At 72.1% G+C, this 25,524-nt stretch carries 22 protein-coding genes; 5 read left to right on the top strand and 17 right to left on the bottom strand.

The features are described 5' to 3' along the window. The first annotated feature begins 59 nt into the window (after nt 1-59). Entirely contained in the window at nt 60-3,785 is a 3,726-nt protein-coding gene (locus tag F4559_RS03105; RefSeq protein ID WP_184675422.1) for an ABC transporter ATP-binding protein, read from the top strand. A 106-nt stretch (nt 3,786-3,891) separates the two neighbouring features. On the opposite strand, the gene F4559_RS03100 is transcribed toward F4559_RS03105, so the two are convergent. Together F4559_RS03100 and F4559_RS03095 are read right to left on the bottom strand one after the other, a co-directional pair. Next, on the bottom strand, nt 3,892-4,359 hold the full coding sequence (locus tag F4559_RS03100) for an SRPBCC family protein (protein WP_184666061.1): 468 nt from the start codon (nt 4,357-4,359) through the stop codon (nt 3,892-3,894). Then, nucleotides 4,356-4,703, bottom strand: coding sequence for an ArsR/SmtB family transcription factor (locus tag F4559_RS03095; protein ID WP_184666060.1), 348 nt, complete (start codon nt 4,701-4,703; stop codon nt 4,356-4,358). Before F4559_RS03095 ends, F4559_RS03100 begins: the two co-directional genes overlap by 4 nt. A 315-nt stretch (nt 4,704-5,018) precedes the next feature. On the opposite strand from F4559_RS03095, the gene F4559_RS03090 reads away from it, so the two are divergent. Both F4559_RS03090 and F4559_RS03085 read left to right on the top strand, forming a co-directional pair. Further along, entirely contained in the window at nt 5,019-8,702 is a 3,684-nt protein-coding gene (locus F4559_RS03090) for a multifunctional oxoglutarate decarboxylase/oxoglutarate dehydrogenase thiamine pyrophosphate-binding subunit/dihydrolipoyllysine-residue succinyltransferase subunit (protein ID WP_184666059.1), read from the top strand. 3 nt (nt 8,703-8,705) lie between these two features. Continuing rightward, the gene (locus tag F4559_RS03085) at nt 8,706-8,885 is read left to right on the top strand and encodes a DUF6104 family protein (RefSeq protein WP_184666058.1); all 180 of its coding nucleotides are present in this window, start codon (nt 8,706-8,708) and stop codon (nt 8,883-8,885) included. A 40-nt stretch (nt 8,886-8,925) separates the two neighbouring features. On the opposite strand, the gene F4559_RS03080 is transcribed toward F4559_RS03085, so the two are convergent. Further along, nucleotides 8,926-9,120, bottom strand: a complete 195-nt coding sequence (locus F4559_RS03080; RefSeq protein ID WP_184666057.1) for a hypothetical protein — start codon at nt 9,118-9,120, stop codon at nt 8,926-8,928. A gap of 137 nt (nt 9,121-9,257) precedes the next feature. Here F4559_RS03080 and F4559_RS03075 point away from each other — a divergent pair, with 137 nt between their 5' ends. Continuing rightward, a complete protein-coding gene (locus tag F4559_RS03075) occupies nt 9,258-10,064 on the top strand; it encodes a helix-turn-helix domain-containing protein (RefSeq protein ID WP_184666056.1) in 807 nt (268 codons plus the stop codon). Here F4559_RS03075 and F4559_RS03070 read toward each other — a convergent pair. From F4559_RS03070 to F4559_RS03030, 9 genes are all read right to left on the bottom strand, one after another. Beyond that, entirely contained in the window at nt 10,061-11,011 is a 951-nt protein-coding gene (locus F4559_RS03070; protein ID WP_184666055.1) for a helix-turn-helix domain-containing protein, read from the bottom strand. The genes F4559_RS03075 and F4559_RS03070 overlap by 4 nt on opposite strands. After that, on the bottom strand, nt 11,004-11,705 hold the full coding sequence (locus tag F4559_RS03065; protein ID WP_184666054.1) for a hypothetical protein: 702 nt from the start codon (nt 11,703-11,705) through the stop codon (nt 11,004-11,006). Before F4559_RS03065 ends, F4559_RS03070 begins: the two co-directional genes overlap by 8 nt. A 69-nt stretch (nt 11,706-11,774) precedes the next feature. Continuing rightward, nucleotides 11,775-12,935, bottom strand: a complete 1,161-nt coding sequence (hutI, locus tag F4559_RS03060; RefSeq protein WP_184666053.1) for an imidazolonepropionase — start codon at nt 12,933-12,935, stop codon at nt 11,775-11,777. Then, nucleotides 12,932-14,206, bottom strand: coding sequence for a formimidoylglutamate deiminase (locus F4559_RS03055; protein WP_184666052.1), 1,275 nt, complete (start codon nt 14,204-14,206; stop codon nt 12,932-12,934). Before F4559_RS03055 ends, hutI begins: the two co-directional genes overlap by 4 nt. After that, nucleotides 14,203-15,378: an allantoate amidohydrolase gene (locus F4559_RS03050; RefSeq protein ID WP_184666051.1), complete on the bottom strand. Its 1,176-nt coding sequence runs from the start codon at nt 15,376-15,378 to the stop codon at nt 14,203-14,205. Before F4559_RS03050 ends, F4559_RS03055 begins: the two co-directional genes overlap by 4 nt. Further along, nucleotides 15,375-17,015 (bottom strand): urocanate hydratase, encoded by a 1,641-nt coding sequence (hutU, locus tag F4559_RS03045; RefSeq protein WP_184666050.1) that lies wholly within the window; start codon nt 17,013-17,015, stop codon nt 15,375-15,377. The genes F4559_RS03050 and hutU overlap by 4 nt, the downstream gene beginning before the upstream one ends. Further along, nucleotides 17,015-18,520, bottom strand: a complete 1,506-nt coding sequence (gene hutH / locus F4559_RS03040) for a histidine ammonia-lyase (protein WP_184666049.1) — start codon at nt 18,518-18,520, stop codon at nt 17,015-17,017. Before hutH ends, hutU begins: the two co-directional genes overlap by 1 nt. 298 nt (nt 18,521-18,818) lie before the next feature. Further along, nucleotides 18,819-19,673 (bottom strand): hypothetical protein, encoded by an 855-nt coding sequence (locus F4559_RS03035; RefSeq protein ID WP_184666048.1) that lies wholly within the window; start codon nt 19,671-19,673, stop codon nt 18,819-18,821. Then, entirely contained in the window at nt 19,670-20,140 is a 471-nt protein-coding gene (locus tag F4559_RS03030; protein ID WP_184666047.1) for a SigE family RNA polymerase sigma factor, read from the bottom strand. The genes F4559_RS03035 and F4559_RS03030 overlap by 4 nt, the downstream gene beginning before the upstream one ends. Nucleotides 20,141-20,184: 44 nt before the next feature. On the opposite strand from F4559_RS03030, the gene F4559_RS03025 reads away from it, so the two are divergent. Continuing rightward, nucleotides 20,185-20,964, top strand: coding sequence for an IclR family transcriptional regulator (locus tag F4559_RS03025; RefSeq protein ID WP_184666046.1), 780 nt, complete (start codon nt 20,185-20,187; stop codon nt 20,962-20,964). Between the two features lie 55 nt (nt 20,965-21,019). Here the strand turns inward: F4559_RS03025 and F4559_RS03020 are convergent, their stop codons facing one another. The 5 genes from F4559_RS03020 to F4559_RS03000 are packed head-to-tail and all read right to left on the bottom strand — an operon-like array spanning nt 21,020 to nt 25,476. Next, a complete protein-coding gene (locus tag F4559_RS03020; protein WP_184666045.1) occupies nt 21,020-22,144 on the bottom strand; it encodes an ArsB/NhaD family transporter in 1,125 nt (374 codons plus the stop codon). Between the two features lie 60 nt (nt 22,145-22,204). After that, entirely contained in the window at nt 22,205-23,089 is an 885-nt protein-coding gene (locus F4559_RS03015; RefSeq protein ID WP_184666044.1) for an ABC transporter substrate-binding protein, read from the bottom strand. Next, entirely contained in the window at nt 23,086-23,802 is a 717-nt protein-coding gene (locus F4559_RS03010) for an ABC transporter permease (protein WP_376774702.1), read from the bottom strand. Before F4559_RS03010 ends, F4559_RS03015 begins: the two co-directional genes overlap by 4 nt. After that, nucleotides 23,802-24,461, bottom strand: a complete 660-nt coding sequence (locus F4559_RS03005; protein WP_312865456.1) for an ABC transporter permease — start codon at nt 24,459-24,461, stop codon at nt 23,802-23,804. The genes F4559_RS03010 and F4559_RS03005 overlap by 1 nt, the downstream gene beginning before the upstream one ends. Further along, entirely contained in the window at nt 24,454-25,476 is a 1,023-nt protein-coding gene (locus F4559_RS03000) for an ABC transporter ATP-binding protein (RefSeq protein ID WP_184666042.1), read from the bottom strand. Before F4559_RS03000 ends, F4559_RS03005 begins: the two co-directional genes overlap by 8 nt. Between the last annotated feature and the right edge of the window lie 48 nt (nt 25,477-25,524).

The raw sequence follows: 25,524 nt of genomic DNA, 5'->3' as shown, positions 1-25,524 counted from the left end.
GCTTTCCTCCGGGAAGGCGGCCCCACCTGCGTCCGGGACTGTCGGTGCCCGTGCTTAGTGTGGAGCGCGTGACCGGAACCGACGGCTGGGTACGCAGGCTCGCCAGGGCGTGCGGGCGGCACCGCGCGCTCGTGGTGCTGTCCGTGGCCGCCGCGGTCGTCGGCGTCGGCTTCCAGGCGGTCACGCCCCTGCTGGTCAAGGTCGCGGTGGACGACTCGGTGGCCGGGCGCACCGACCGGCTGGCCTGGCTCGCGGTGGGCCTGGTGGCGCTGGAGCTGCTGACGTTCGGCACCGCGTTCGTGCGGCGTTACCTGGGCGGTCGGCTGGCCGTGGAGGTGCAGCACGACCTGCGGCAGGCCGTGTTCCGCGCGGTGCAGCGGCTGGACGGCCCCAAGCAGGACGCGCTGCGCACCGGGCAGGTGGTGTCGCGGTCGATCACCGACCTCCAGCTCGTGCAGAGCCTGCTGTCCATGGCGCCGCTGGCGTTCGGCACCGTGGTGTTCACGGTGGTCTCGCTGGGCGCGATGCTGTGGCTGTCGCCGACGCTGACCCTGGTCGTGCTGGTCGTCCTGCCCGCGATCGCGGTGGTCGCGGGTCGCAGCCGGTTGACGCTGTTCCCGGCGACCTGGTCGGCGCAGCAGCGGGCGGCGGACGTGGCGCAGCAGGTCGAGGAGACCGTGACCGGCGTGCGCGTGGTCAAGGGCTTCGGGCAGGAGGCACGAGAGGTCGCCCGGCTGGAGGCGCGGGCCCGGGTGCTGTTCGCGGAGCGGATGCGGGCGGCCCGGCTGACCGCGCGGCCGTCGGCGACGCTGGCCGCGCTGCCCTACCTGGGCCAGGTCGGGATGTTGCTGCTGGGCGGGTACCTCGTGCTGCACGGGCAGGTCACGCTGGGCACGTTCCTCGCGTTCGCGAGCTACGTGGCCGCGCTGGTCGGCCCGACCCGGCTGCTGTCGAACCTGACGGTGACCGCGCAGCTCGCCCGGGCCGGCGTCGAGCGGGTGTACGAGCTGGTCGACTCGCAGCCGGACGTGGTGGACGGCGGGCGCGAGCTGCCGGACGGCGCGTTGGCGGTGGCGCTGGACGGGGTCGGGTTCGGGTACACCCGCAGCGAACCGGTGCTGTCGGACGTGACGCTGCGGGTCGCGGCGGGCGAGACGCTGGCGATCGTGGGCACGGCCGGGTCCGGCAAGTCGACGGTGTCGCTGCTGCTGCCCCGGTTCTACGACGTGCATGCCGGGTCGGTGTCGGTCGGCGGTGTCGACGTGCGCGAGCTGCGCCTGGGGTCGTTGCGGCGGGCCGTGGGCGTGGTGTTCGAGGAGGCGTTCCTGTTCTCCGACACCGTGCGCGCGAACATCGCCTACGGCGTGCCGGACGCGACGGACGAGCAGGTGGAGGCCGCGGCGCGGGCGGCCGAGGCGCACGGGTTCATCTCGGCGCTGGCGAACGGCTACGACACCGTGGTCGGCGAGCGCGGCCTGACCCTGTCGGGCGGCCAGCGGCAGCGGGTCGCCCTGGCACGGGCGCTGCTGTCCGATCCCCGTGTGCTCGTGCTCGACGACGCGACGTCGGCCGTGGACACCGCGACCGAGGCCGCGATCCACCGCACGCTCGCGGCCGTGACGGCATCCCGCACGACGGTCCTGATCGCGCACCGGCGGTCGTCCCTCGCCCTGGCCGACCGCATCGCGGTGCTGGACGCGGGCCGGGTCGTGGACGTGGGCACCGACGCGGAACTGCACGCGCGGTGCGCGCTGTACCGGGATCTGCTGGCCGGTCCGGGCGAGGCGATCGAGCAGGTGGACCGGCGGGCGGGCGTGCCCCTTGAACCCGGTCCCGACGGGTACACCCCCGAGCTGTGGCCCGAGTCCGAGGAGGACGAACTCGCCGTGCGGGCGGCGAACCGGGCCGTGCGCACGGCCCGACCGTCGCGCGGTCACCGTGGGGGTGGCGGTACCACCGCGCTGGTCGGCGCGACCCCGCCGACGCCGGAACTGCTGGCCCGGATCCACGCGCTGCCGGCCGCGGCCGACGAACCGGAGCTGCGGGGCGAGGACCCGCGCGCACCGGATCCGGGGTTCCGCCTGTGGACGCTGCTCAGACCCGTACGCCTGGCGATGCTCGCGGTCGGCGCTCTGCTGCTGGTCGACTCGGCGCTGGCGATCGGGCTGCCCAACCTGGTCCGGCTGGGCGTGGACCGGGGCGTGGTCGGCGGCGAGCCGGGGTGGTTGTGGGCGGCCTCGCTGGGCGGCCTGCTGCTGGTCGTCGCCGGGTGGCTGTCGTCGGCGGCCGGGACCGTGGTCACGTCGCGGGTCGGCGAGCGGCTGCTGTACCTGCTGCGCGTGCGCAGTTACGCGCACCTCCAGCGGCTGGGCCTGGACTACTACGAGCGCGAGGCCGCCGGCCGGATCATGACCCGGATGACGACGGACGTCGACGCCCTGTCGACCTTCCTGCAGACCGGGCTGACGACGTTCGTGATCAGCTTCCTGACCGTGGGCGGCATCGCGGTGGCGCTGGTCGTGACCGACCTCAAGCTCGCGCTCGTGGCGTTGGCGGTGCTGCCGCCGTTGATCATCGCCACCGCGGTGTTCCAGCGGTTGTCGTCGAGGACGTACGCCGAGGCTCGCGAGAAGGTCAGCGCGGTGAACGCCGACCTCCAGGAGAACGTGTCGGGGCTTCGGGTGTCCCAGGCGTACGCGCGGGAGGACCGGTCGGCGGCGGCGTTCGCCGAGCGGAGCGACGAGTACCGGCGGACGCGGATCAGAGCCCAGCGGTACATCGCCACGTACTTCCCGTTCCTGGCCCTGCTGTCGGGGGTCGCGCAGGCCGGGGTGCTGGTGGTGGGGGCCTACCGGGTGGCCGTCGGTGATCTCTCGCCCGGGGTGTTGTTGGCGTTCGTGCTGTACCTGGGGTTGTTCTTCGCGCCGTTGTTCCAGTTGTCGGGGGTGTTCGACGGGTACCAGCAGGCCCGGGTCGGGTTGTCGCGGATCGGGGAACTGCTGCGGACGCCGACGAGCGTGCCGCCGGCAGCCGATCCGGTGTCGGTGACGTCGTTGCGCGGTGAGGTCGAGCTGTGCGGGGTGACGTTCGTGTACCCCGGGACTTCCGTGCCGGCGCTGGACGCCGTCTCGCTGCACGTGCGGGCCGGGGAGACAGTCGCGCTGGTGGGTGAGACCGGGGCGGGCAAGTCGACGTTGGTGAAGTTGATCGCCCGGTACTACGACGTGACCGATGGTCGGATTCTCGTGGACGGCACGGACATCCGGCAGTACGACCTGGGCGAACTGCGGGCCCGGTTGGGGGTCGTGCCGCAGGAGGCGCACCTGTTCGGCGGGGACGTGGCGGAGAACATCGCCTATGCCGAGCCGGACGCGTCGCGGTCGGCGATCGAGTCGGCGGCCCGGGAGGTGGGGGCGTTGCCGGTGGTCGCGGCGCTGCCTTCGGCCTTTGGTCAGCAGGTCGGTGAGCGGGGGCAGAACCTGTCGGCCGGGCAGCGGCAGTTGGTGGCGTTGGCCAGGGCCGAGTTGGTGTCGCCTGATCTGTTGCTGTTGGACGAGGCGACGGCGGCGTTGGATCCGGCCACGGAGGCTGCGGTGTTGGCCGCGGGTGGGCGGCTTGCCGCTTCTCGGACCACGTTCGTCGTCGCTCATCGGTTGGCTACGGCGGCTCGGGCGGATCGGATCGTGGTGCTGTCCGGGGGGCGGATCGTCGAGGTGGGCAGTCATTCGGCGTTGTTGGCCGCCGGCGGCGTCTACGCCTCGCTCTGGGCGCACGGCATTTCTTAGTTTCCGGCTGCCGTACTGCCGGTGGCTGTGGTTCCGAACGCGCGAGTTGTGCACTCGGACACCGTGAGTTGTGCGTTCAGGCACCGCGAAATGTGCACTGGACGGGTCAGGAGGCGAGGACCTCGTCCAGGCGCTCGTAGCCCTCGACGACTCCGTGTTCCATGCCGCTGGACAGGGCCAGGTCGCGGACTTCGAACGAGTCGAACACGCTCACCCCGCGCAGACGGGTGCGGCCGTCGCCCAGGTCCTCGAAGGTCAGGGTTTCCAGGCTCACGCCCTCGGGCATGCCGCAGAACGTGAACGTCTGCACGATCCGCGTGTCCTCGCGCACCTCGTGGAACGAGCCGTAGAACGCGTATTCGCCGTTCTCCTCCACGTGCGTGTACCGGTACGACCCACCGGTCACGGCGTTCCACTCGTCGACCTTCATCTCCAAGCGGCGTGGGCCCAGCCAGCGCTTCACCAGCTCGACGTCCACGTGGGCGCGGAACACGGCCGCGCGTGGTGCGGCGAACTCCCGTTCGATCACGATCGTGGGCGTGTCCTTGCCCGCCTCGATGGTGGTCTCGCTCATGACGCTTCCCCTTTCTCCGCGGTGTCCGGCAGGGACTCCGCCAACACCTCGTCCAGTCGCCGGTACCGCTCTTCGGCTTGCCGCCGGTACCGCTCGATCCACTTGGTCATCAGGTCGAACACCTCCGCTTCGAGGTGGACGGGTCGCCGTTGGGCGTCCCGGCCGCGACTCACCAAGCCCGCGTCCTCCAGCACCTTCACGTGCTTGGACACCGCCTGGAGGGTCACGGGGTACCGCTCGGCCAGCTCGTTCACGGTCGCGTCGCCGGACGCCAGCCGGGCGACCATGTCGCGCCGGATCGGGTCGGCCAGCGCCGCGAAGACCCGCGACAGGTCGTTCGCCACGGCAACCCCTTTACTCAACCAGTTGGTTGATTAAGACCGTACGCACCCCCGCCGCCTTAGTCAACCAACTGGTTGACCACGACTCCGAACAGTCGCCGATCGGGCACCGAGCCACTAGCGTCCAGGGGCATGCGCGAGCCCCTGACCTCAAGCGATACCGGAGCGCCACCATCGGGACCGATGCCGTGACCGATCCTGTGACAGAGACCTCCTTGCCCGCACCCGCCTCTGTGTTAATCGCCCCGGTCGGGGTACTAGCCTGACCATGAGTTGAGTCATCAGAACAAGCGAGATGGATAGAGGCGAGCGTCAGCCGTGTCCAGCAGCAGTCCGGCTTCACAGTTCGGCCCCAACGAGTGGTTGGTCGAGGAGATGTACGAGCAGTTCCTCGCCGACCCGTCGTCCGTGGACCCCGCGTGGCACGACTTCTTCGCCGACTACAAGTCGACGCAGCGGTCGGGCAACGGGGCGACGGCCGCACAGGCGGAGAGCGGCACGGCGCCGGCGGCACCCACCGCCACGGCGACGAGGCCCGCACCCGAGAAGCCGGCGGCCCGGCCCGCGCCCAAGACCGAGGCGAAGCCCGCACCCCAGACCAAGCCCGCGGCCAAGCCCGCACCGGCGAGCGCCGCCAAGGCCGCCCCGGTGAAGGAGCAGGCCGGGCAGGAGCAGAAGCAGCTGCGCGGTGCCGCCGCCGCGATCGCGAAGAACATGGAGCTGTCGCTCACCGTTCCGACCGCGACGAGCGTGCGCGCCGTGCCCGCCAAGCTGCTGGCCGACAACCGCATCGTGATCAACAACCACCTCAAGCGCACCCGCGGTGGGAAGGTCTCCTTCACCCACCTGATCGGGTACGCGGTGGTCCGGGCGCTCCAGTCGTTCCCGAACCTCAACCGGCACTACGCCGAGATCGACGGCAAGCCGTTCGCGATCACGCCCGAGCACGTCAACTTCGGCCTGGCCATCGACCTGCCCGGCAAGGACGGCTCGCGCACGCTCGTCGTCGCCTCGGTCAAGGGCTGCGAGAACATGACGTTCACGCAGTTCTGGCAGGCGTACGAGGACCTGATCCGCAAGGCCCGCGGCGGTTCGCTGACCACCGAGGACTTCTCGGGCACGACCATCTCGCTGACCAACCCAGGCACGATCGGCACCAACCACTCGGTGCCGCGCCTGCAGGCAGGCCAGGGCGCGATCATCGGCGTCGGCGCCATGGAGTACCCCGCCCACTTCCAGGGCACCAGCGAGCAGGCGCTCACCGACATGGGCGTCAGCAAGATCATCACGCTGACCTCGACCTACGACCACCGCATCATCCAGGGCGCGGAGTCGGGCGAGTTCCTCAAGCGCATCCACCAGCTCCTGCTCGGCGAGGACGGCTTCTACGACGACGTCTTCACGTCGCTGCGCCTGCCCTACGAGCCCATCCGCTGGGTCGCCGACATCCCCGAGGGCGCGGTCGACAAGACCGCCCGGGTGATCGAGCTGATCGACGCGTTCCGCACCCGCGGCCACCTGATGGCCGACACGGACCCGCTGAACTACCGCCAGCGCAGCCACAGCGACCTGGACGTGCTCAGCCACGGCCTGACGCTGTGGGACCTCGACCGCGAGTTCCCGGTCGGCGGCTTCGGCGGCAAGGAGCGGATGCGCCTGCGCGACATCCTGGGCGTGCTGCGCAACTCGTACTGCCGCACGGTCGGCGTCGAGTACATGCACATCCTCGACCCGGAGGAGCGCCTCTGGATCCAGGAGCGCGTCGAGGTCCCGCACGAGAAGCCCCCGGCCACCGTGCAGAAGTACATCCTCTCCAAGCTCAACGCGGCCGAGGCGTTCGAGACGTTCCTCCAGACCAAGTACGTCGGCCAGAAGCGGTTCTCGCTCGAAGGCGGCGAGACGGTCATCCCGCTGCTCGACGCCGTGCTGGACAAGGCCGCCGAGCACGAGCTGGACGAGGTCGTCATCGGCATGCCGCACCGCGGCCGGCTCAACGTCCTGGCCAACATCGTCGGCAAGCCGATCTCGCAGATCTTCCGCGAGTTCGAGGGCAACCTCGACCCGGGCCAGGCGCACGGCTCCGGCGACGTGAAGTACCACCTCGGCGCCGAGGGCAAGTACTTCCGGATGTTCGGCGACGGCGAGACCAAGGTGTCGCTGACCGCGAACCCGTCGCACCTGGAAGCCGTGGACCCGGTGCTGGAAGGCATCGTCCGCGCCAAGCAGGACCAGCTCGACAAGGGCGGCGAGGGCTTCACCGTGCTGCCGGTCGCGCTGCACGGCGACGCCGCGTTCGCCGGTCAGGGCGTGGTGGCCGAGACGCTGAACCTGGCCCTGGTGCGCGGTTACCGCACCGGCGGCACGGTGCACGTCGTGGTCAACAACCAGGTCGGCTTCACCACGGCGCCGGAGAACTCGCGCTCGTCGAAGTACTCGACCGACGTCGCGAAGATGATCGGCGCACCGGTCTTCCACGTGAACGGCGACGACCCCGAGGCGTGCTACTGGGTCGCCAAGCTGGCCGTGGACTACCGGCAGAAGTTCAACAAGGACGTCGTGATCGACATGGTGTGCTACCGCCGCCGCGGTCACAACGAGGGCGACGACCCCTCGATGACCCAGCCGGCGATGTACGACGTGATCGACACCAAGCGCTCGGTCCGCAAGACCTACACCGAGGCCCTGATCGGCCGCGGCGACATCTCGGTCGAGGAGGCCGAGAAGGCGTTGCAGGACTTCTCCTCGCAGTTGGAGCACGTCTTCAACGAGGTGCGCGAGCTGGAGAAGCACCCGATCAAGACCTCGCCGTCGATCGAGGCCGAGCAGCAGATCCCGGCCAAGCTGCCCACGGGCATCGAGCGTTCGGTGATCGAGCACATCGCCGACTCGCACGTCGACCTGCCCGAGGGCTTCACGCCGCACCCGCGCGTCAAGCCGGTGCTCGAGCGGCGGGCCAAGATGGCCCGCGAGGGCGGCATCGACTGGGCGTTCGCCGAGCTGCTCGCGTTCGGCTCGCTGGTCATCGACGGCCGCACGGTCCGCCTGGCCGGCCAGGACTCGCGGCGCGGCACGTTCGTGCAGCGGCACGCCACGCTCGTCGACCGCAAGAAGGGCGACGAGTACACGCCGTTGCAGAACCTCGCCGAGGACCAGGGCAAGTTCATGGTCTACGACTCGGTGCTGTCCGAGTTCGCGGCGCTGGGCTTCGAGTACGGCTACTCGGTGGCCAACCCGGACGCGCTGGTGCTGTGGGAGGCGCAGTTCGGCGACTTCGTCAACGGCGCCCAGTCGATCATCGACGAGTTCATCTCGTCCGGCGAGGCCAAGTGGGGCCAGGTCTCCGACGTCGTGCTGCTGCTGCCGCACGGTCACGAGGGCCAGGGCCCGGACCACACGTCGGGTCGCATCGAGCGCTTCCTGCAGCTGTGCGCCGAGGGCTCGATGACGATCGCCGTGCCGTCGACGCCGGCGAACTACTTCCACCTGCTGCGCCGCCACGCGCTCGACGGCGTGAACCGCCCGCTGGTGGTCTTCACCCCCAAGTCGATGCTGCGTCTGAAGGCCGCGGTGAGCCCGGTCGAGGACTTCACCGAGGAGCGCTTCAAGTCGGTGATCGACGACCCGACGATCACGTCGCCGGACGCGGTCACGAAGGTCCTGCTGTGCAGCGGCAAGATCTACTACGAACTGGTCGCCGAGCAGGAGAAGCGCGGCGCGACGGACACCGCGGTCGTGCGCGTCGAGCAGCTCTACCCGGTGCCGGTGCGCAAGCTGACCGAGGCGTTGGAGCGCTACCCGAACGCGGCCGACGTCCGCTGGGTGCAGGAGGAGCCGGCCAACCAGGGCGCATGGCCGTTCTACGGCCTGAACCTGCCGGACCTGCTGCCCTCGCGGTACTCGCTCAAGCGCATCTCGCGGCGGCCGATGGCGGCGCCGTCGGCGGGCTCGTCGAAGGTGCACGAGGTCGAGCAGCGCGAGATCATCACGAAGGCGTTCGAGTAGGCCGTGTACTTCACCGACCGCGGCATCGAGGAACTGGAGCGGCGCCGGGGCGAGGAGGACGTGAGCCTCGCCTGGGTGGCCGACCGGCTGCGGGCGTTCGTCGACGCGAACCCCGAGTTCGAGACGGCGATCGAGCGGTTCGCCACGTACCTGGCACGTGACGACGAGGACTTCGAGGACTGACCGCCGAAGGGGCGCCCCGCGCGGGGCGCCCCTTCCGCTTTTACCGGTGGTGGTCGCACCGGGAGCAGCGCCGGGCCCGCAGCAGCCCGAGCGCGCGGTGCGTGCCCAGCGCGATGACGGCGCCCGACAGGCCCCCGGCGACGAGCACGGTGTCGTCGAGGCCGAAGCGCTCGGTGATCAGGGTCCAGGCGGCGACGAGCGGTGCGACGCGGATCAGCCAGTGTTCGCGGTTCACGGTGTCCTCCCCGGTTTCGGCGGTCGCGGGGAAGTGTGCGGTCGCGGTCGGGCAGGTCCGGTCCGAAGCGGACGGATTCGTGCGGTCCTGTGCCATCATCGCGACGTCCGCGTGTGTCGGCGTGAAAGCAGGTTACGGTGCCCGAAATCCCACCCGCGTTAGCGAGACTCGTCCGGGAGTTGAAGTCGCTGCGCCTGCGTGCCGGGCAGCCGACGATCGAGACGTTGGCGAGTCACATCAGGTGCAGCAGGCAGACGGTTTCGGCCGTGCTGAACGGGCACCGGCTGCCGCGCTGGGAATTCGTGGAGAGGTTCGCCGAGTACTGCGCGGCCACTCCGGACGTGGTGGCGCGGCTGCACGACCTGTGGCTCGACGTGCACATGGGCGAGGACGAACCGGCCGTCCCGGTGCCGTTTCCCGGCCTGGATTCCGTGGGGGTGGAGTGGTTCGACGACCACGCCGCGTTCTACGCGGCGGGCGCGGACGGGATCGCGCGGACGACGTCGCAGATCCGGACCACCTACGTGCACCAACACCCGCCGACGATCTACCGGGCGACCGCCGCGGAACGCTATTTCACCGCGATCCTGGACTGGGCGAGGGAACGCGGGGAGCGGACCGTGCGCCGGATCGTCGGCGTCCGGTTCGTCGGCGGACGGCCCGAGTCGTCGATGCTCGACTGGCTGGTGGCGCACCACGCGGAAACCCGGGACATCGAGAACTACGAGGTGCGCGTACTGCCGTGGTCACCGCCCGCCGACGGCGTGAACCTGATGCTGTTCGACGACGCGCACACGTTCCTCGCGTTCTCCGGGCAGTCGAAGGCGGGGTTGAGCGGGTTCCGCGTGGAGAGCGAGAAGTTCCAGAAGTATTTCGTCCTCTACTACGAACAGTTGTGGGCACCGCTGGAATCGGTGGAGAAATTCCTCGGCGAGCGCGCTTAGACGAGTTTGAGCAGCGGCCGTTCGATGCCGAGCATCGAACGGACGTGGGAGACCCGCCAGCCGAGTTCCGCGGCGAGCGCCTGCGCGGTCAGGCCGGACATCCCGAACGCGCGGCCGAGCAGGGCGGGCCGCTCGCCGGGGTAGCCGGTCACCGGTTCGGGCGACAGTTCCGTGATCTTGAGCCGGCGCAGGCCGCGGGTGCCCGCCGCGTCGGAGAGCACGCCGAGTTCACGCGCCCGCCGCACCAGCGCGAGCACCGGCACGCCCCACACCGCGCGCAGTTCGCCGAGCCGGTCGAGGTCGACCCGGTCGGGGAGTTCGGGGGTGATCGCGGCACGCGGCGTGAGGAACTCGGCCGCGAACACGTCCAGGTCGTGCTCGGTCGGGTCGGGGTGCAGCAGGCGGCCGAGTTCCCGGGCCACGGTGAACCGGTGGCCGTAGACATCCGGGTCGCGCGGCACGACGACGACCGGCCGGTCCGGGACGGCGGTGGCGAACGGCTCCGCGCCGAACAGCACCACGACCCCGTTGGACTCCAACCGCCGCACCAGGTGCGCGACCGGTCCCGGCAGCAGGCCCCAGAGCGAGCGCACGGCACGGGCCGCGACCACGGTGTCCACGGCCGGGCGCGGCAGCCGGACCTTGGGCAGCCGCACGTGGCCTTCGAGCGCGTGCGCCAGCTCCCACGCCTGCTCGGCGAACGCGGCGGCGGCCGGCCTGCGCGACACGGGCAGGCGGACGTGCGGACGTCCGGGGCGGAAGAACGCGGCCGGCACGTCGAGCGTCCGGGCCAGGCCGCGCACCACGTCCGGCGAGGGGTGCGAAGCGCCGGCCTCGTAGCGGCAGAGCTGCGTCGCCGAGACGCCGACGAGTTCGGCCAGCCCGCGCCGGGACAGCCCGGCCAGCTCCCGGGCCTGGACCAGGCGGGCCGGGTCGAGGTCAGGCATCGCGGGCGTCGGGGTGGCGCGTCACGTCGAGTTCGGGCTCGTCGCCCTCGGCGAAGCCGGTGAGCGGGAGCTGCGGCGCGTCCTCGAGGTCGAGGTCGAGCGGCAGCCGCTCGGGTTCCCACGTCAGCGTGCCGTCGTCGGCGAGCGAGATCGGTTCGCCCCACCACGCGCCGAGCACGCGGTCGCTGTCGGCGTTGGCGACGAACCCGACGTAGATCACGGTCAGGTCGGCCTCGCCGGCGGCGGCGACCGCGTCGGCCACGGTGGGCCGCGCGGGCGCGTGCAGGTCGAACAGCATGGCCGGCGGCTCGACCCCGAACCGCCGCCCGGTGCGCTGCGGCACCAGCGTCGCGATCGTCACCACCTTGGGCGACAACGGCATCCGCGAGCCCAGCTTGAACGGCACGAGGACCCGACCGCCGACCATGGCCAGGTCGTAGGACGCGCCGTAGGGGTGGTGCACCCGGTAGCCGTCGAGGTTCTCCAGCCCGAGTTCCTCGATCACGCTGTGGTAGGGCGTGTCCCAGAGGCTGCCGTAGGCCCGTTTGGTGAGCACGCCCTGCGCGTGCGCGTCCCGCTGCACCAGCCACCGCGCGCGCTGTGCCCGGTTGAGGCCGCGCACCAGGCTGTGGACGACGGCGTGGGTCTGGTCGCCGAACTGGGAGACGGCCCACGAGGACGGCTGGTAAGCCACTGCGCACCCCTTCCGCTCCCGGGCAGTGTGTCACCCCGCCGGGCACACCCGCTTGATCACGGCAACCGATCAAAGCGGACTCGGCCGCACCACCCGTTCGCCCCGCTGCCACACGGCCACCGTCAGCGGGACACCCGGTCGGTACGCGAGGTGCGTGACCGAAGGGGCGTCCAACACCTGGAGGTCGGCCCGAGCGCCGACGTCGAGGTGGCCGACGTCGTCCCGGCGCAACGCGATCGCGCCCGCCTTCGTCGCCGCGTACACGGCCTCCTCGACGGTCAGCCGCATCTGGAGCACGGCCGTGGTCACGCCGAACGCCATGGACGTCGTGTACGAGCTGCCCGGGTTGCAGTTGCCCGCCAACGCGACCGTCGCGCCCGCGTCCAGCAGCGCCCGGCCCGGCGGCAGGGACTGGCGGGTCGACAGGTCGCACGCGGGCAGCAGCGTGGCCACCGTGGCGGACGAGGCGAGCGCGTCGACGTCCGCGGCGCTCAGGTACGTGCAGTGGTCGACGCTCGCGGCACCGAGTTCGACCGCCAGCCGCACGCCCGGCCCCTCGCCGAGCTGGTTGCCGTGCACGCGCAGGCCCAGGCCCTTGCGCGCGGCGGCCGTGAGCACGGTCCTGGACTGGTCCTCGTCGAACGCGCCGCGTTCGCAGAACACGTCGGCCCACCGCACGTGCGGCGCGACCGCGTCGAGCATCTCCCCCGCGACAAGGGCGACGTACGAGTCCGCGTCGGTGCCGGGCGGCACGAGGTGCGCGCCCAGGAACGTGACCTCGTCGGTGAACACGCCCGCGATCCGGGCCGCGCGCAGCTCGTCGGCCACGGTCAGCCCGTAGCCGGTCTTGGTCTCGAACGTCGTCGTGCCCTGGGCCAGGGCTTCGTCGGCCAGGCGGCGGAGATTGGCGGCGAGGGCGTCGTCGTCGGCCGCGCGGGTGGCCGCGACCGTGGTCGCGATCCCGCCCGCCGTGTAGGGCTGCCCGGCCATGCGCGCCTCGAACTCGGCCGTGCGGTCGCCCGCGAAGACCAGGTGCGTGTGGCTGTCGACCCAACCGGGCAGGACGGCCCGGCCGCCGACGTCCACGCGTACGTCGGCGTCCGGCGCGTCGGCGCTCCGGCCGACCCACGCGACCCGTCCCTCGGCGAGCACGAGGGCCGCGTCGGACAGCCGGCCGAGCGGCGAGTGGGTGGTCAGTTCGCCGATCCCGGTGATCACCGTCGAGGTCACAGCGCCTCCAACGCGCGGGTGAGCAGGCGTGGCACGTCGCCCAGGGTCTCGTGCACGCCATCACGCGCGATCACGCGACCGTGCACCACGACCACCGAGACGTCCGGTGCCGACGCGGTCAGCACGACCTGGTCGGGTCGGGTGCCGGCGGTCCGCGCGGTGTCCAGCCGCACGGCGGTGAAGTCGGCCGCCGCGCCGACCTCGATGCGGCCGGCGGTCGGCCAGCCGACCGCGGCGTGGTCGGTCAACGCGCCGACCAGCTCGGCCGGGGTGAAGTTGCCCCGCCGACCGCTGCGCAGCCGTTCGCCGTACTCCAGGCTCCGGGCCTCCAGGAGCAGGTCGATCACGGCGTGCTGGTCGCTGCCCAGCGCGAGCGGGCTGCCCGCGTCGGCCAGCGCGCGGGCCGGGCCGATGCCGTCCGCGAGGTCGGCCTCGGTGGTCGGGCACAGGCTGATCGTCGTGCCCGAACCGCCCAGCAGCGCGATGTCCTCGTCGGTCAGATGCGTAGCGTGCACGGCCGTCGTGCGCGGCCCCAGCGCGCCGGCCTCGGCGAGCACGCCGGTGGGCGTCAGGCCGTACGCGGCCAGGCAGTCCTCGTTCTCGGCGGGCTGCTCGGACAGGTGGACGTGCAGCGGCCGGTCCGGGAACGCGGCGGCGATGTCCGCGACAGCCGCGCGCGGCACGGCCCGCACCGAGTGGATCGCGCCGCCCGCCCGGAACAGCGGTCCGCCGGCCTGCCGGGCGATCGACGCCTGCCAGTTCTCGACGGTCCCGTGCGTGAACCGCCGTTGCACGCCCTCCAGCGGCCGGCCGATGCCACCGGTCAGGTAGCACGTGGTCAGCAGCGTGAGCCGGAGGCCGACCTCCTCGGCTGCGGCGCGCAGGGCGTCGGCCATGTCGTCGGCGCCGTCGTGCAGGTAGTGGAACTCCCCCACGGACGTGACCCCGGTGACGGCCATCTCCGCGTACACGGCACGGGCCAGCTCGAAGTACGTGCGCGGCGTCAGCTTCCCGGCCAGCGCGTACATGGACTCGCGCCACGTCCAGAACGTGCCGCCGTCGGCGTGCGTGCGCCCGCGCAGGCCGCGGTGGAACGCGTGCGAGTGCGTGTTCGCGAAGCCCGGCAGGACCAGGCCGTACAACCGTTCCGCACCGAGGGGAATCGTGTCCACTGTGGACACGCTGACGATCGTGCCACCGTCCACTTCGACCAGTACGCGGGACGCGACGCCGTCCGGCAGCCACGCCCGCTCGCACCAGAAGTTCCTCATCCGGCCAACCGTTCCAGGGTCGCCGCCAGCGCCACGACGCCCGCCGCGCAGTCCTCGTCGGAGGCGAACTCCTCGGGCGCGTGGCTCACCCCGGTGGGGTTGCGCACGAACAGCATCGCGGTCGGCCGGTGCGCGGCCAGGATGCCCGCGTCGTGCCCGGCACCGGTGGGCAGCACGGGCACGTCGCCGAGCACGCCGGCGATCTCGTCGCGCAACGACGGGGAGAAGTGCACCGTGTCGCCGTACGACTCCTCGGTGATCCGCACGGCGCAGCCTTCCTCCTCGGCGGCATCCTTCGCCGCCTGGGAGATCCGCTCGACCACGGCACGCGTGCGCGCGTCGTCGGCGGCCCGTGCGTCCAGCCACAGGTCGACCGAGGACGGGATCACGTTGGTGCCACCGGGATTCGGCACGAGTCGGCCGACCGTGGCCCGGGCGCCGTCCGTGGCCGCCCGACGTGCCGCGAGCACGACCTGGGAGGCGGGCACCATCGGGTCGCGGCGGTCGGTCATGAGCGTGGCGCCCGCGTGGTTGCCCTCGCCGGAGAACGTGAACCGCCACCGGCCGTGGGCCAGGATCGACGACGCCAACCCGACCGGCACGGTCAGGCCGCGACCCTGTTCGACGTGCAGCTCGACGAAAACCCCGATGTGCCGCAACGCTTCCTCGTCCCGACCGAACCGCAGCGGGTCCACGCCCGCCGCGAGCGCCGCCTCGCCGAAGGACACCCCGTCCTGGTCGGTCAGGCGGGCCGCCGCCTCGGGCGCGATCGCGCCGGTCAGCAGGCGGGAGCCGAGGCACGCGACGCCGAACCGGCCGCCCTCCTCCTCGACGAAGACCACGACCGCGAACGGCCGTCGCGGCACGAAACCCTTGGCCCGCAACACGTCCACGGCCCGCAACGACGCGACGACGCCCAGCGGCCCGTCGAACGCGCCGCCGCCGGGCACCGAGTCGAGGTGGCTGCCGGTGACCACGGCGTCCGGGCCGGGCGTGCCCCACCACGCCCACAGGTTGCCGTTGCGGTCGACCGTCACGTCCAGGCCGCGCCGCTGGGCCTCCTCGGTGAACCAGGCCCGCAGCTCCAGCTCGGAGCGGTCGAAGCCGTGCCGCGAATAGCCACCCCGGCGGGGGTCGCGGCCGACATCCGCGATGTCCGCGAGGCCGGTCACTCGGCGGCCATCGGGATCGGCACGTTCCGCTCGGCGGCGACCTCGACGGCCTCGGGGTACCCGGCGTCCACGTGCCGGATCACGCCCATGGCCGGGTCGTTGGTGAGGACGCGTTCGATCTTCTGGGCGGCCAACGGCGTCCCGTCGGCGACCGTGACCTGGCCGGCGTGGATCGACCGGCCGATGCCCACGCCACCGCCGTGGTGCAGCGACACCCAGGTCGCGCCGGACGCGGTGTTGACCAGGGCGTTGAGCAGCGGCCAGTCCGCGATCGCGTCGGAGCCGTCGATCATGCCCTCGGTCTCCCGGTAGGGCGAGGCGACCGAACCGCAGTCGAGGTGGTCGCGGCCGATGACGATCGGCGCGGACAGCTCGCCCGACGCGACCATCTCGTTGAACTTGAGCCCGGCGAGGTGCCGTTCGCCGTAGCCCAGCCAGCAGATGCGCGCGGGCAGGCCCTGGAACTCGACGCGTTCGCCGGCCAGCCGGATCCACCGCGCGAGCTGCTCGTTCTCCGGGAACAGCTCCAGGATCGCCCGGTCGGTCTTCGCGATGTCGGCCGGGTCGCCGGACAGCGCCGCCCAGCGGAACGGGCCCTTGCCCGCGCAGAACAACGGCCGGATGTAGGCGGGCACGAAACCGGGGAAGTCGAACGCCCGCACGTACCCGGCGAGCTTGGCCTCGCCCCGGATCGAGTTGCCGTAGTCGAACACCTCGGCGCCCCGGTCCTGGAAGCCGACCATGGCCTCGACGTGGTCGGCCATCGACTCGCGCGACCGGTCGGTGAACTCGTCCGGCTTCTTGGCCGCGTAGTCGGCCCAGTCCTCCAGCGCCACGCCCTTGGGCAGGTACGCCAGCGGGTCGTGCGCGGAGGTCTGGTCGGTGACGACGTCCACGGGCACCTCGCGGCGCAGCAGCTCGGGCAGGATCTCGGCGGCGTTGCCGATCACGCCCACGGACAGCGCCCGGCCGTCCTGCTTCGCCTTGAGCACGCGGGCGATCGCGTCGTCCAGGTCGTCCGCGACCTCGTCGAGGTAGCGGGTCTCCACGCGCCGCCGTGCCCGGTCGGGGTCGACCTCGATGCAGAGCGCCACGCCCTCGTTCATGGTCACGGCCAACGGCTGCGCGCCGCCCATGCCGCCCAGGCCCGCCGTGACGGTGAGCGTGCCGCGCAACGTGCCGCCGAACCGCTTGTTCGCCACGGCCGCGAACGTCTCGTACGTGCCCTGGAGGATGCCCTGGGTACCGATGTAGATCCACGACCCGGCCGTCATCTGCCCGTACATGGTCAGCCCGGCGGACTCCAGGCGGCGGAACTCGGGCCAGTTCGCCCAGTCCGGCACCAGGTTCGAGTTGGCGATCAGCACGCGCGGCGCCCACTCGTGGGTGCGCATCACGCCGACCGGCCGGCCCGACTGCACGAGCAGCGTCTCGTCGTCGGCGAGCCGGGCGAGTTCGCGGCTGATGGCGTCGAACGACGGCCAGTCCCGCGCGGCCTTGCCCGTGCCGCCGTAGACGACCAGGTCGTCGGGGCGTTCGGCCACGTCCGGGTCCAGGTTGTTGTGGAACATCCGCAACGCGGCCTCGGTCTGCCAGCTGCGGGCGGTCAACTCGGTACCGCGAGCGGCTTTCACCATCACAGGGCTCCACTTCGGATCAGGTCGACGGCGGCGGCGATCTCGGGCGCGAGGTGCCGGTCCGGACCGGGACCCGGCACGACCTCGCGGAGTTTCGCGACGGCGGCGGCGGTCGCGGGCGCGGGCTTGAGCGGTGCCCGCAGGTCGAGCGCGCGGGCGGCCGTGAGCAATTCGATCGCGAGCACGGTCCGCAGCGCGTCGACCGACTTGCGCAGCTTGCGCGCCGCCGACCAGCCCATGGACACGTGGTCCTCCTGCATCGCCGACGACGGGATCGAGTCGACGGACGCGGGCACCGCCAGGCGCTTGAGTTCGGAGACCAGCGCGGCCTGCGTGTACTGGGCGATCATGTGCCCGGAGTCCACGCCCGGGTCGTCGGCCAGGAACGGCGGCAACCCGTGCGAGCGGTTCACGTCGAGCATGCGGTCGGTGCGGCGTTCGGCGATGGAGGCCACGTCCGCCACCGGGATCGCGAGGAAGTCCAGCACGTAGGCGATCGGTGCGCCGTGGAAGTTGCCGTTGGACTCGACCCGGCCGTCCGCGAGCACGACCGGGTTGTCCACGGCGGCGGCGAGTTCACGGTCGGCCACGGTCTCGGCGTAGGCGACGGTGTCCCGTGCCGCGCCGTGGACCTGGGGCGAGCAACGCAGCGAGTACGCGTCCTGGACCCGCGTGCAGTGCGGTCCCCGATGGCTCTCCACGATCTCGGAGCCCGACAGGAACCCGAACATGCGCTGGGCCGACAGTCCCTGCCCGGGGTGCGGGCGCAACGCGTGCAGGTCGGCCGCGAAGACCTTGTCGGTGCCCAGCAGCGCCTCGACGCTCATGGCGGCCGTGAGGTCGGCGACGTCGAGCAGGCCGCGCAGGTCCCGCAGGGCCAGGACGAGCATGCCGAGCATGCCGTCCGTGCCGTTGATCAGCGCGAGCCCTTCCTTCTCGGCCAGGGCCACGGGCTTGATGCCCGCCTCGGCAAGCGCTTGCGCGGCGGGGAGCAGCACGTTGTCCGCGTCCCGCACGAGACCTTCGCCGGTCAGCGCCAGCGCGGCGGCGGACAGCGGCGCGAGGTCGCCCGAGCAGCCCAGCGAGCCGTACTCGTGGACGATCGGCGTGATGCCCGCGTTGAGCATCGCCGCCATGGCCTCGACGGTCTCCAGGCGCACGCCCGTGTGGCCCGAGGCCAGGGTCTTGAGCCGGAGGAAGACCAGGGCCCGGACGACCTCGCGTTCCACCTCGTCCCCGGCGCCGGCCGCGTGCGAGCGGACCAGGGACTGTTGGAGGGCGGCCCGCCGGTCCGGCGGGATGTGCCGGACGGCGAGCGCGCCGAAGCCGGTGGACACGCCGTAGGTGGGCTCGACGGCGGTGGCCAGGCGTTCCACGTGCGCCCGGGCGGCGGACACCGCCCCGCGCGCCGAGTCGGCGAGTTCGACGGTCGCGCTGCCGCGCGCGACGGCTACGACGTCGTTGCGGCTCGGTGGCTCGGTGCCCAGGTGCACGGGTCGCTGCATGAGCACATCACAACGCGACCGTCCCGTCCGCACGACCCGGGAAGCGCCGAACGCGTCTGGGATACCAGACTCGGTACGCCCGCCCGAAGTCCGGTCCTGGAGCGCGCACGGGCTTGCCCACGACCACCACCGCCGCGCCGCGACCGGCGTGCCCGCCGGAATCACCCGGCCCCGCGGCCGGCACCGACCCGCCCGCGGCAGCCGCCGGGCACGAACCGCACCACCTGACCGGAGACGGCCTACCCGAAGCCCGACTCCGGATCAGGCATCGACCCGCCGGCGCAGCACGTCGCCTGACTCAGGGCGCCCACCCGAAATCCGGCTCCGGGTCGAGCACCAGCTTGTCCGCGACCGCCGCCAGTTCCTCCTCGGACGCGGCCAGCGTGCCCGCCGAGATCACCCGCACCCACCGGTCCGGTCCGCGCCGGACCACGTACGACGTCGCCTCCCACGACCCGGACGGGTCCTTGACCGTCAGCCAGGTCACCACGCCCGCCGGGTCCTCCACGTCGGAGTAGACGACCTGGAACCGTCCGCCGACCCGGGCCTCGACCGCCCAGTGACCGTCGCGCCCCGCGTACAGGGTCGTGCGTTCGACCACCGGCCCGCCCGCCACCACCTCGACCGGCACGTGGAACGGGGTCGGGTCGCGGTGCAGCGACGTCCGCACGCGCTGGAGGACGGTGTCCTGGTCGGTCGCGTTCTCGACCTCCGCCAGCACCCATGCCTCGGGCGCCATCAGGTAGACGCCGCGGGTCATGCCGTCCGGCAAGGGAGGGAAGCCGGGCTCGTGGCGGGTGGTCGTGACGCTGATCGTCGGGCGCGGCAACCCCTCGGCCGACCAGATGCGCGTGACCACGCCGTCCTCGATCACCCGCTTGGTCTCGCGGTAGCCGTCGGGCACCCAGGTCGGGCGGTAGCCCGAATCGATCACCCGGGTCGCCTCCGGCTGGGTGCCCAACGGCACCGACTCCGGGCGGTCCACCAAGGCCGTCGCCCCCACCACGACGGCCGCGACCACCGCCGCGGCGGCGAGCCACCGCGTCGTGTTGCGCGGTGCACGTCCGACTGCGGCCAGCACGGTGTGTGCCGGCGGCGCCTGGTCCGCCTGGTGCTCGAACGCGCCGCGCAGGCGCCCTTCCAGGTCGTTCACGTCGACTCCTTCACGAGGTCGGCCGCGCGCAGCGTGGCGAGCGCGCGGGAGATGTGGCTGCGGACCGTGACCTCGGAGCAGCCCAGGGCCGCGGCGATCTCGACGTCGTCCCAGTCCTCGAAGTAGCGCAGGACGAGCGCGGCCCGCTGTTTGCGCGGCAACCGCCCGACCAGGCCCAACAGCGCGTCCCGGTCGTCGAGGGACGTGGTCGGGTCGGCCGCGTGCGACGCGTCGTCCAGGGTCAGGTGGAACTGCCGCCGCCGACGCCACGACAGGAACTCGTTGGTGACCATGCGCTTGACGTAAGCGCCGGGCGAGTCCACCGCCGAGATCCGCGCCCACCGCTGCTGCGCGCGCAGCAGCACCTCCTGCACGACGTCCTGTGCCAGATGCGGGTCGCCGGTCAACACCGTGGCGTAGCGGAGCAGCGGTGTCGCCTGCTGTACCGCGAACTCCTCGAAGGTCATACCCCTCCAATGCACGCGGACCCCGGTTTGTTGAGAATGACTTCATGGGCGGCAGCAGCGACGTACCGGCTCTGCGCCGGGGCCTGGCGGTGCTGCGCCTGCTGGCCGGGCGGCCGGGGCCGCTGTCGGCGGCGGCCGTGGCGCGGGAACTGGGCCTGCCCCGGTCGACGACCTACCACCTGCTGGCCGAGCTGACCGAGGCCGGGTTCGCCACGCACTTCCCCGAGGAGCGGCGGTACGGCCTGGGCGTGGCCGCGTTCGAACTCGGGTCGGCCTACCTGCGGCACGACCCGCTGGAACGGCTGGCGCGGCCGTTGCTGCGGCGGCTCGTGGACACCGTCGACCAGCCCGCGCACCTGGGCGTGTTGCACGGCGCCGAGGCCCTCTACCTGCTGCGCGAGCAGCCGCAGCGGCCGACCACGATCGTCTCCGACGTCGGCGTCCGGCTGCCCGCACACCTGACCGCGTCCGGTCGGGCGATGCTGGGCCGGCTGCCGGCCGCGCAGGTCCGGGCGCTGTTCCCGGGCACGGCGGCGTTCGTCGATCGGACCGGGCGTGGGCCGCACGACCTGCCGTCGTTGCGCCGGCTGCTGACGCGGGAACGCCGCCAGGGCTGGGCGGTCGAGGACGGGTACGTCACCGCCGGGTTCGCCTCGGTCGCGGCGCCGGTCTTCGACCACGGCGAACGGCCCATCGCGGCGATCACGGTGACGTTCCGGCACGTCTGCGACGACGGGTGCGCGGCGACCTGGCCGGAGCTGGCGGCACCGGTGCGCGCGGCGGCCGAGGAGTTGACGGCCAGGATCGGCGGGCGGGCAACCTAGGCCGTGCTTTCGGGTGTGGCGCGGCTAGCGCGTACCCCACACCCGAAAGCACGGCCTAAAGCACCAGTGCGCACGCTGTCACCGCGACCGAAGCGAGCACCAACCCCTCGCCCACGAGTCGCCACACGCGCACCCGCACGCCGTGGGCACGGCAGAACTCCAGGCACAGCAGCGTCGCCAACGAGGCCCAGGGCGTGACCACCGCGCCCACGTTCGTGCCGATCAGCACGGCCGGCAGGTCGGCCGCCGGCACCACGGCCTCGACCGCCGCGTACGCGGGCAGGTTGTTGATCAGGTTCGCCAGCCCGGCCGACACGGCGGCGGTCCGCAGCGGGTCCCCGGAGCCGATCACGGCCAGGGCGTCCGACAACCCGTACCGGCTCACCGTCGGCACGACCAGGAACAACCCGCTCACGAAGACCAACAGCCGCCACGGGAACAACCCGAAGCCCAGCCGTCGCCGGTCGTGGACGAGGAACGCCCCGACCGCGACCGAGGCCGCGCCGAGCGCCGCCCACTCGACCTCCGAGCGCAACACCGGGATCGCGACCACGAAGAGCACGCACGCACCCGCGTTCCACCGGAACAACGCCCGCTCACGCCCGACGAGGACCACGGGCGCCGGCACCGTGTACCGGACGGACTCCCGACGCCAGTGGCACACCCACAGCACCACAGTCGTGACCGCCACCGCGACCACCTGCGGCAGCCACATCCGCCCGGCGAACGCGAACGGGTCGGCGGCGACCCGTTCGGCCGCCAGCAGGTTGGTCAGGTTCGACACCGGCAGCAGCAGGCTCGCGGTGTTCGCCAACCACAGCGTCGTCATCGCCAAGGGCAGCGCGGAGATCCCGATCCGCACGGACAACGCCAGGAACACCGGCGTCAGCAGCACCGCCGTGGTGTCCAGATTCAGCACGACGGTCGTGGTGGCCGCGAACGCCACGCAGAGCAGGAACAACGCCCACGTGAACCCCCGGCCGAGCACGGCCAGCCGGACGGCCACCACGTCGAACACCCGCGCCTCGCGGGCCAGTTCCGCCAGCACGATCACGGCCGTCAGGAACAGCAGCAACGGCGCGATGCGCGACAGGCTCGCCCCGGCCTCGTCGACCGGCAGCAGACCCGTCGCCACGCACACCACACCGGCGACCAGGAGGCCGAAGCGGAGGAAGTCCACCCGGTGAGGAAAACACGACGGGCCGGTCCGCGAAGGACCGGCCCGTCGGGAACGAGCGGACTACAGGCTCGCGAGGAACGACGCGGCCACCTTCGCCACGCTCTCCTTGTCCACGTCGACCTTCTTGACCAGGTCGGCGAGCTTCGCCGTGGTGAGCCCCTTGGACACCTTGTTCAACGCCTCCTTGCCCTTGGCGTCGACGGCGTCGGACCGCAGCAGCGGCACGACGTTCTGCGCCGGGTAGAGGCTCTTCGGGTCCTCCAGCGCCACGAAGCCGTTCGCCGCGATGTCCGCGGACGTGGTGTAAAGGTTGACGACCTGCGCCGAACCGTTCTTCAGCGCGTCGACGGTCACCGGGCCGCCGGCGTCGGTCGTCTTGATCTCCTTGAACGAGACGCCGTAGACGTCCTTGATCTTGGTCTGCCAGCGCTGCGCCCACTCGCCCGCCGCGCCCAGCACGTACTTGCCGTCGCCGAGGTCGGCGATCGACTTCACGCCGCCGGCGGCCGTCTCCTTGGTGACGACCAACGCGTCCTTGTCCTCGGCCTCGGCCTTCTCCAGGACCTCCAGACCCGCCGGGGTCTTGGCCTTGAGCGCCGTGTACACCTCGGCCGACTCGGTCGTGGTGTTGGCCTTGTCGAAGTAGTTGAGCAGGTTGCCGGTGTACTCCGGCACCACGCCCAGCGACTTGTCCTGCAACGCCTTCACGACCAGCTCGCGGGCGCCGATCCCGGACTTGACCGTGACGTTGGCACCGGTCGTCCGCAGCGCGCCCGCGTAGATCTCGGCGAGGATCTTGTTCTCGGTGAAGTCGGCCGAACCGACCACGACCTCACCGCCACCGGACGCGGTCTGCTGACTCGCCCCGCTCAGGTCCTCCTTGGACCCGCACGCGGACACCAGCAGTGCCGCCGCCGTGACGATCACGGCCATCGTGCGCTTCATGCCGTACTTCCTCCTACTTTGACGGATGCCGTCTTCCGGCGGCGCTTCGGCTGTGCGGACAGCCGCAGACCCCTGGGCACGACGAAGCGGCCCACCAGCGCGAGCAGCGCGTCGAGGACGACCGCGAGCACCGCGATCAGGATCGCGCCGCCCACGAACTGCCCGTAGTCCAGCACGCGCAGGCCGTCCAGCAGCGGGCGGCCCAGCGTCTCGATGCCGATGAACGCCGCGACCGACGCGGTCGCGACGACCTGGAGCGTGGCGTTGCGCAGACCGGCGATCAGCAGCGGCAACGCGTTGGGCACCTCGACCTTCCACAGGCGTTGCGCGCCGGTCATGCCCATGCCGCGCGCGGCGTCGACCACACCCCGGTCCACGCCCTGCACGCCCGCGTACGCGCCGGCCAGCACGGGCGGGATCGCGAGCACGACCAGGCCGACGAGCACACCGGCCGTCCCGCCGCCCAGGACCAGGTACAGGAACGTGACCAGGCCCAGCGTGGGCAGCGCGCGCAACGCGTTGCCGGTGCCGACCAGCAGCACGCCACCGCGCCCGGTGTGCCCCACGTAGAGGCCCAGCGGCACGGCGATCACGGCCGCGCCGAGCACCCCGCCCAGGCAGTACAGCAGGTGGATGCCCACCCGCACCGGGATCGACTTCGAGCCCGACCAGTTGGTCGGGTCGACCAGCCACGCGAACGCGTCCGCGAAGATCACGGGCGACCCGCCCTCGTCCAGGGGGTGAGCGCCCGGCGCACCCCGACCAGCAGCAGGTCGACCACCAGCGCCAACAGCAGGGTCAGCACGATGCCGATCAGGATGGGCGCCAGGTAGCGCTGCCGGAACCCGTCGGTGAACAGCACGCCGAGCCCGCCGGTGCCGATCAGCGCGCCGACGCTGACCAGGCTGATGTTGCTCACCGATCCGACCCGGACCCCGGCGGCGAGCACCGGGACGGCCAGCGGCAGCTCGACCGTGAGGAACCGGCGCGTCGGCCGGAAGCCCATGGCGGTCGCGGCGGCCGTGATGTGGCCGGGCACGGCGTCGAGCGCGTCGACGACCGGGCGCACGAGCAGCGCGGTGGTGTAGATCGTGAGCGCGACGATCACGTTGAGCGGGTCGAGTACCTGCGTGCCGATCACCGCCGGGATGATCGCGAACAGCGCCAGCGACGGGACCGTGTAGACCACATTGGACAGTGCGACGACCACGCCGTTCACCCGGCGGTACCGGTGGCACACCAGGCCCAGCACGATCGCCAGCAGCACGGCGACCACGAGCGGCACCAGCGACAGGTAGACATGTTCGAGCAGCATGTCGAGCAGGGCGGCGCGGTTGGCCGCGTCGCCCAGGTAGCGGCCGATGTCACCCACGGCGGCCCCGCTCGATCGCCTCGACCACCTGGTGCGCGGTCACCACGCCCGCGAGCGCACCGTCCGCGTCGACCACGACGCCGAGCCCGGACGGCGACGACAGGGCCGCGTCGAGCGCGCCGCGCACCGGGTCTCCCAGCCGGTACAGCGACCCGCCGGACACCTCGACGCCGTCCGGCGCCCGCCAGCCGCGCGGCCGGTTCGCCTCGTCGACGACGACCTGCCAGCCGCTCGTGGGCGGCGGCGCGACCTCGACCCCATCGGACTCCACAAAGGACAGTCCCCGGTAGCCGCGGTCCTTGCCGACGAAGTTCGCCACGAAGTCGTCCGCCGGGTGCGTGAGCAGCTCGGCGGGCGGCGCGTACTGGGCGAGCACGCCGCCCTCGCGGAACACCGCCACCTTCTCGCCGATGCGCACGGCCTCGTCGATGTCGTGCGTCACGAACACGATCGTCTTGTCGAGTTCGGCCTGCAGGCGCAGCAACTCGTCCTGGAGCCCCTCGCGGACCACCGGGTCGACCGCGCTGAACGGTTCGTCCATCAGCAGCACCGGCGGGTCGGCGGCCAACGCGCGGGCCACGCCGACGCGTTGCTGCTGACCGCCCGAGAGCTGCACGGGGTAGCGCTTGCCGAACTCCGCCGGCAGACCGACGAGTTCGAGCAGTTCCGCCGCACGCGCCCGCGCCTTGCGCTTGTCCCACCCGGACAGCAGCGGCACGGTCGCCACGTTGTCGAGCACGGTGCGGTGCGGGAACAGCCCGGCCTGCTGGATCACGTAGCCGATGCCGCGCCGCAACTTCGGCGGATCGACGCCGAGCACGTCGCGGCCGTCGACGAGCACCGTGCCGGAGGTCGGGTCGATCATGCGGTTGACCATGCGCAGCGAGGTCGTCTTGCCGCAGCCGGACGGTCCGACGAAGACGGTGATCGTGCCCGCCTCCACCACGAGGTCCAGGCCGTCGACCGCCGTCGTGCCGTCGTCGAACCGCTTGGTCACGTCGCGGAACTCGATCACCCGAGGTCCTCCCCTTGCCGGTCGCGGACGCGTCGCCCGACCCTAGCC

This window comes from Saccharothrix violaceirubra, assembly GCF_014203755.1.
GTDB classification, from domain to species: Bacteria; Actinomycetota; Actinomycetes; order Mycobacteriales; family Pseudonocardiaceae; genus Actinosynnema; species Actinosynnema violaceirubrum.
The sequence above is the reverse complement of the archived record's forward strand: the minus strand, read 5'-3'. Positions and strand labels throughout refer to the sequence as shown.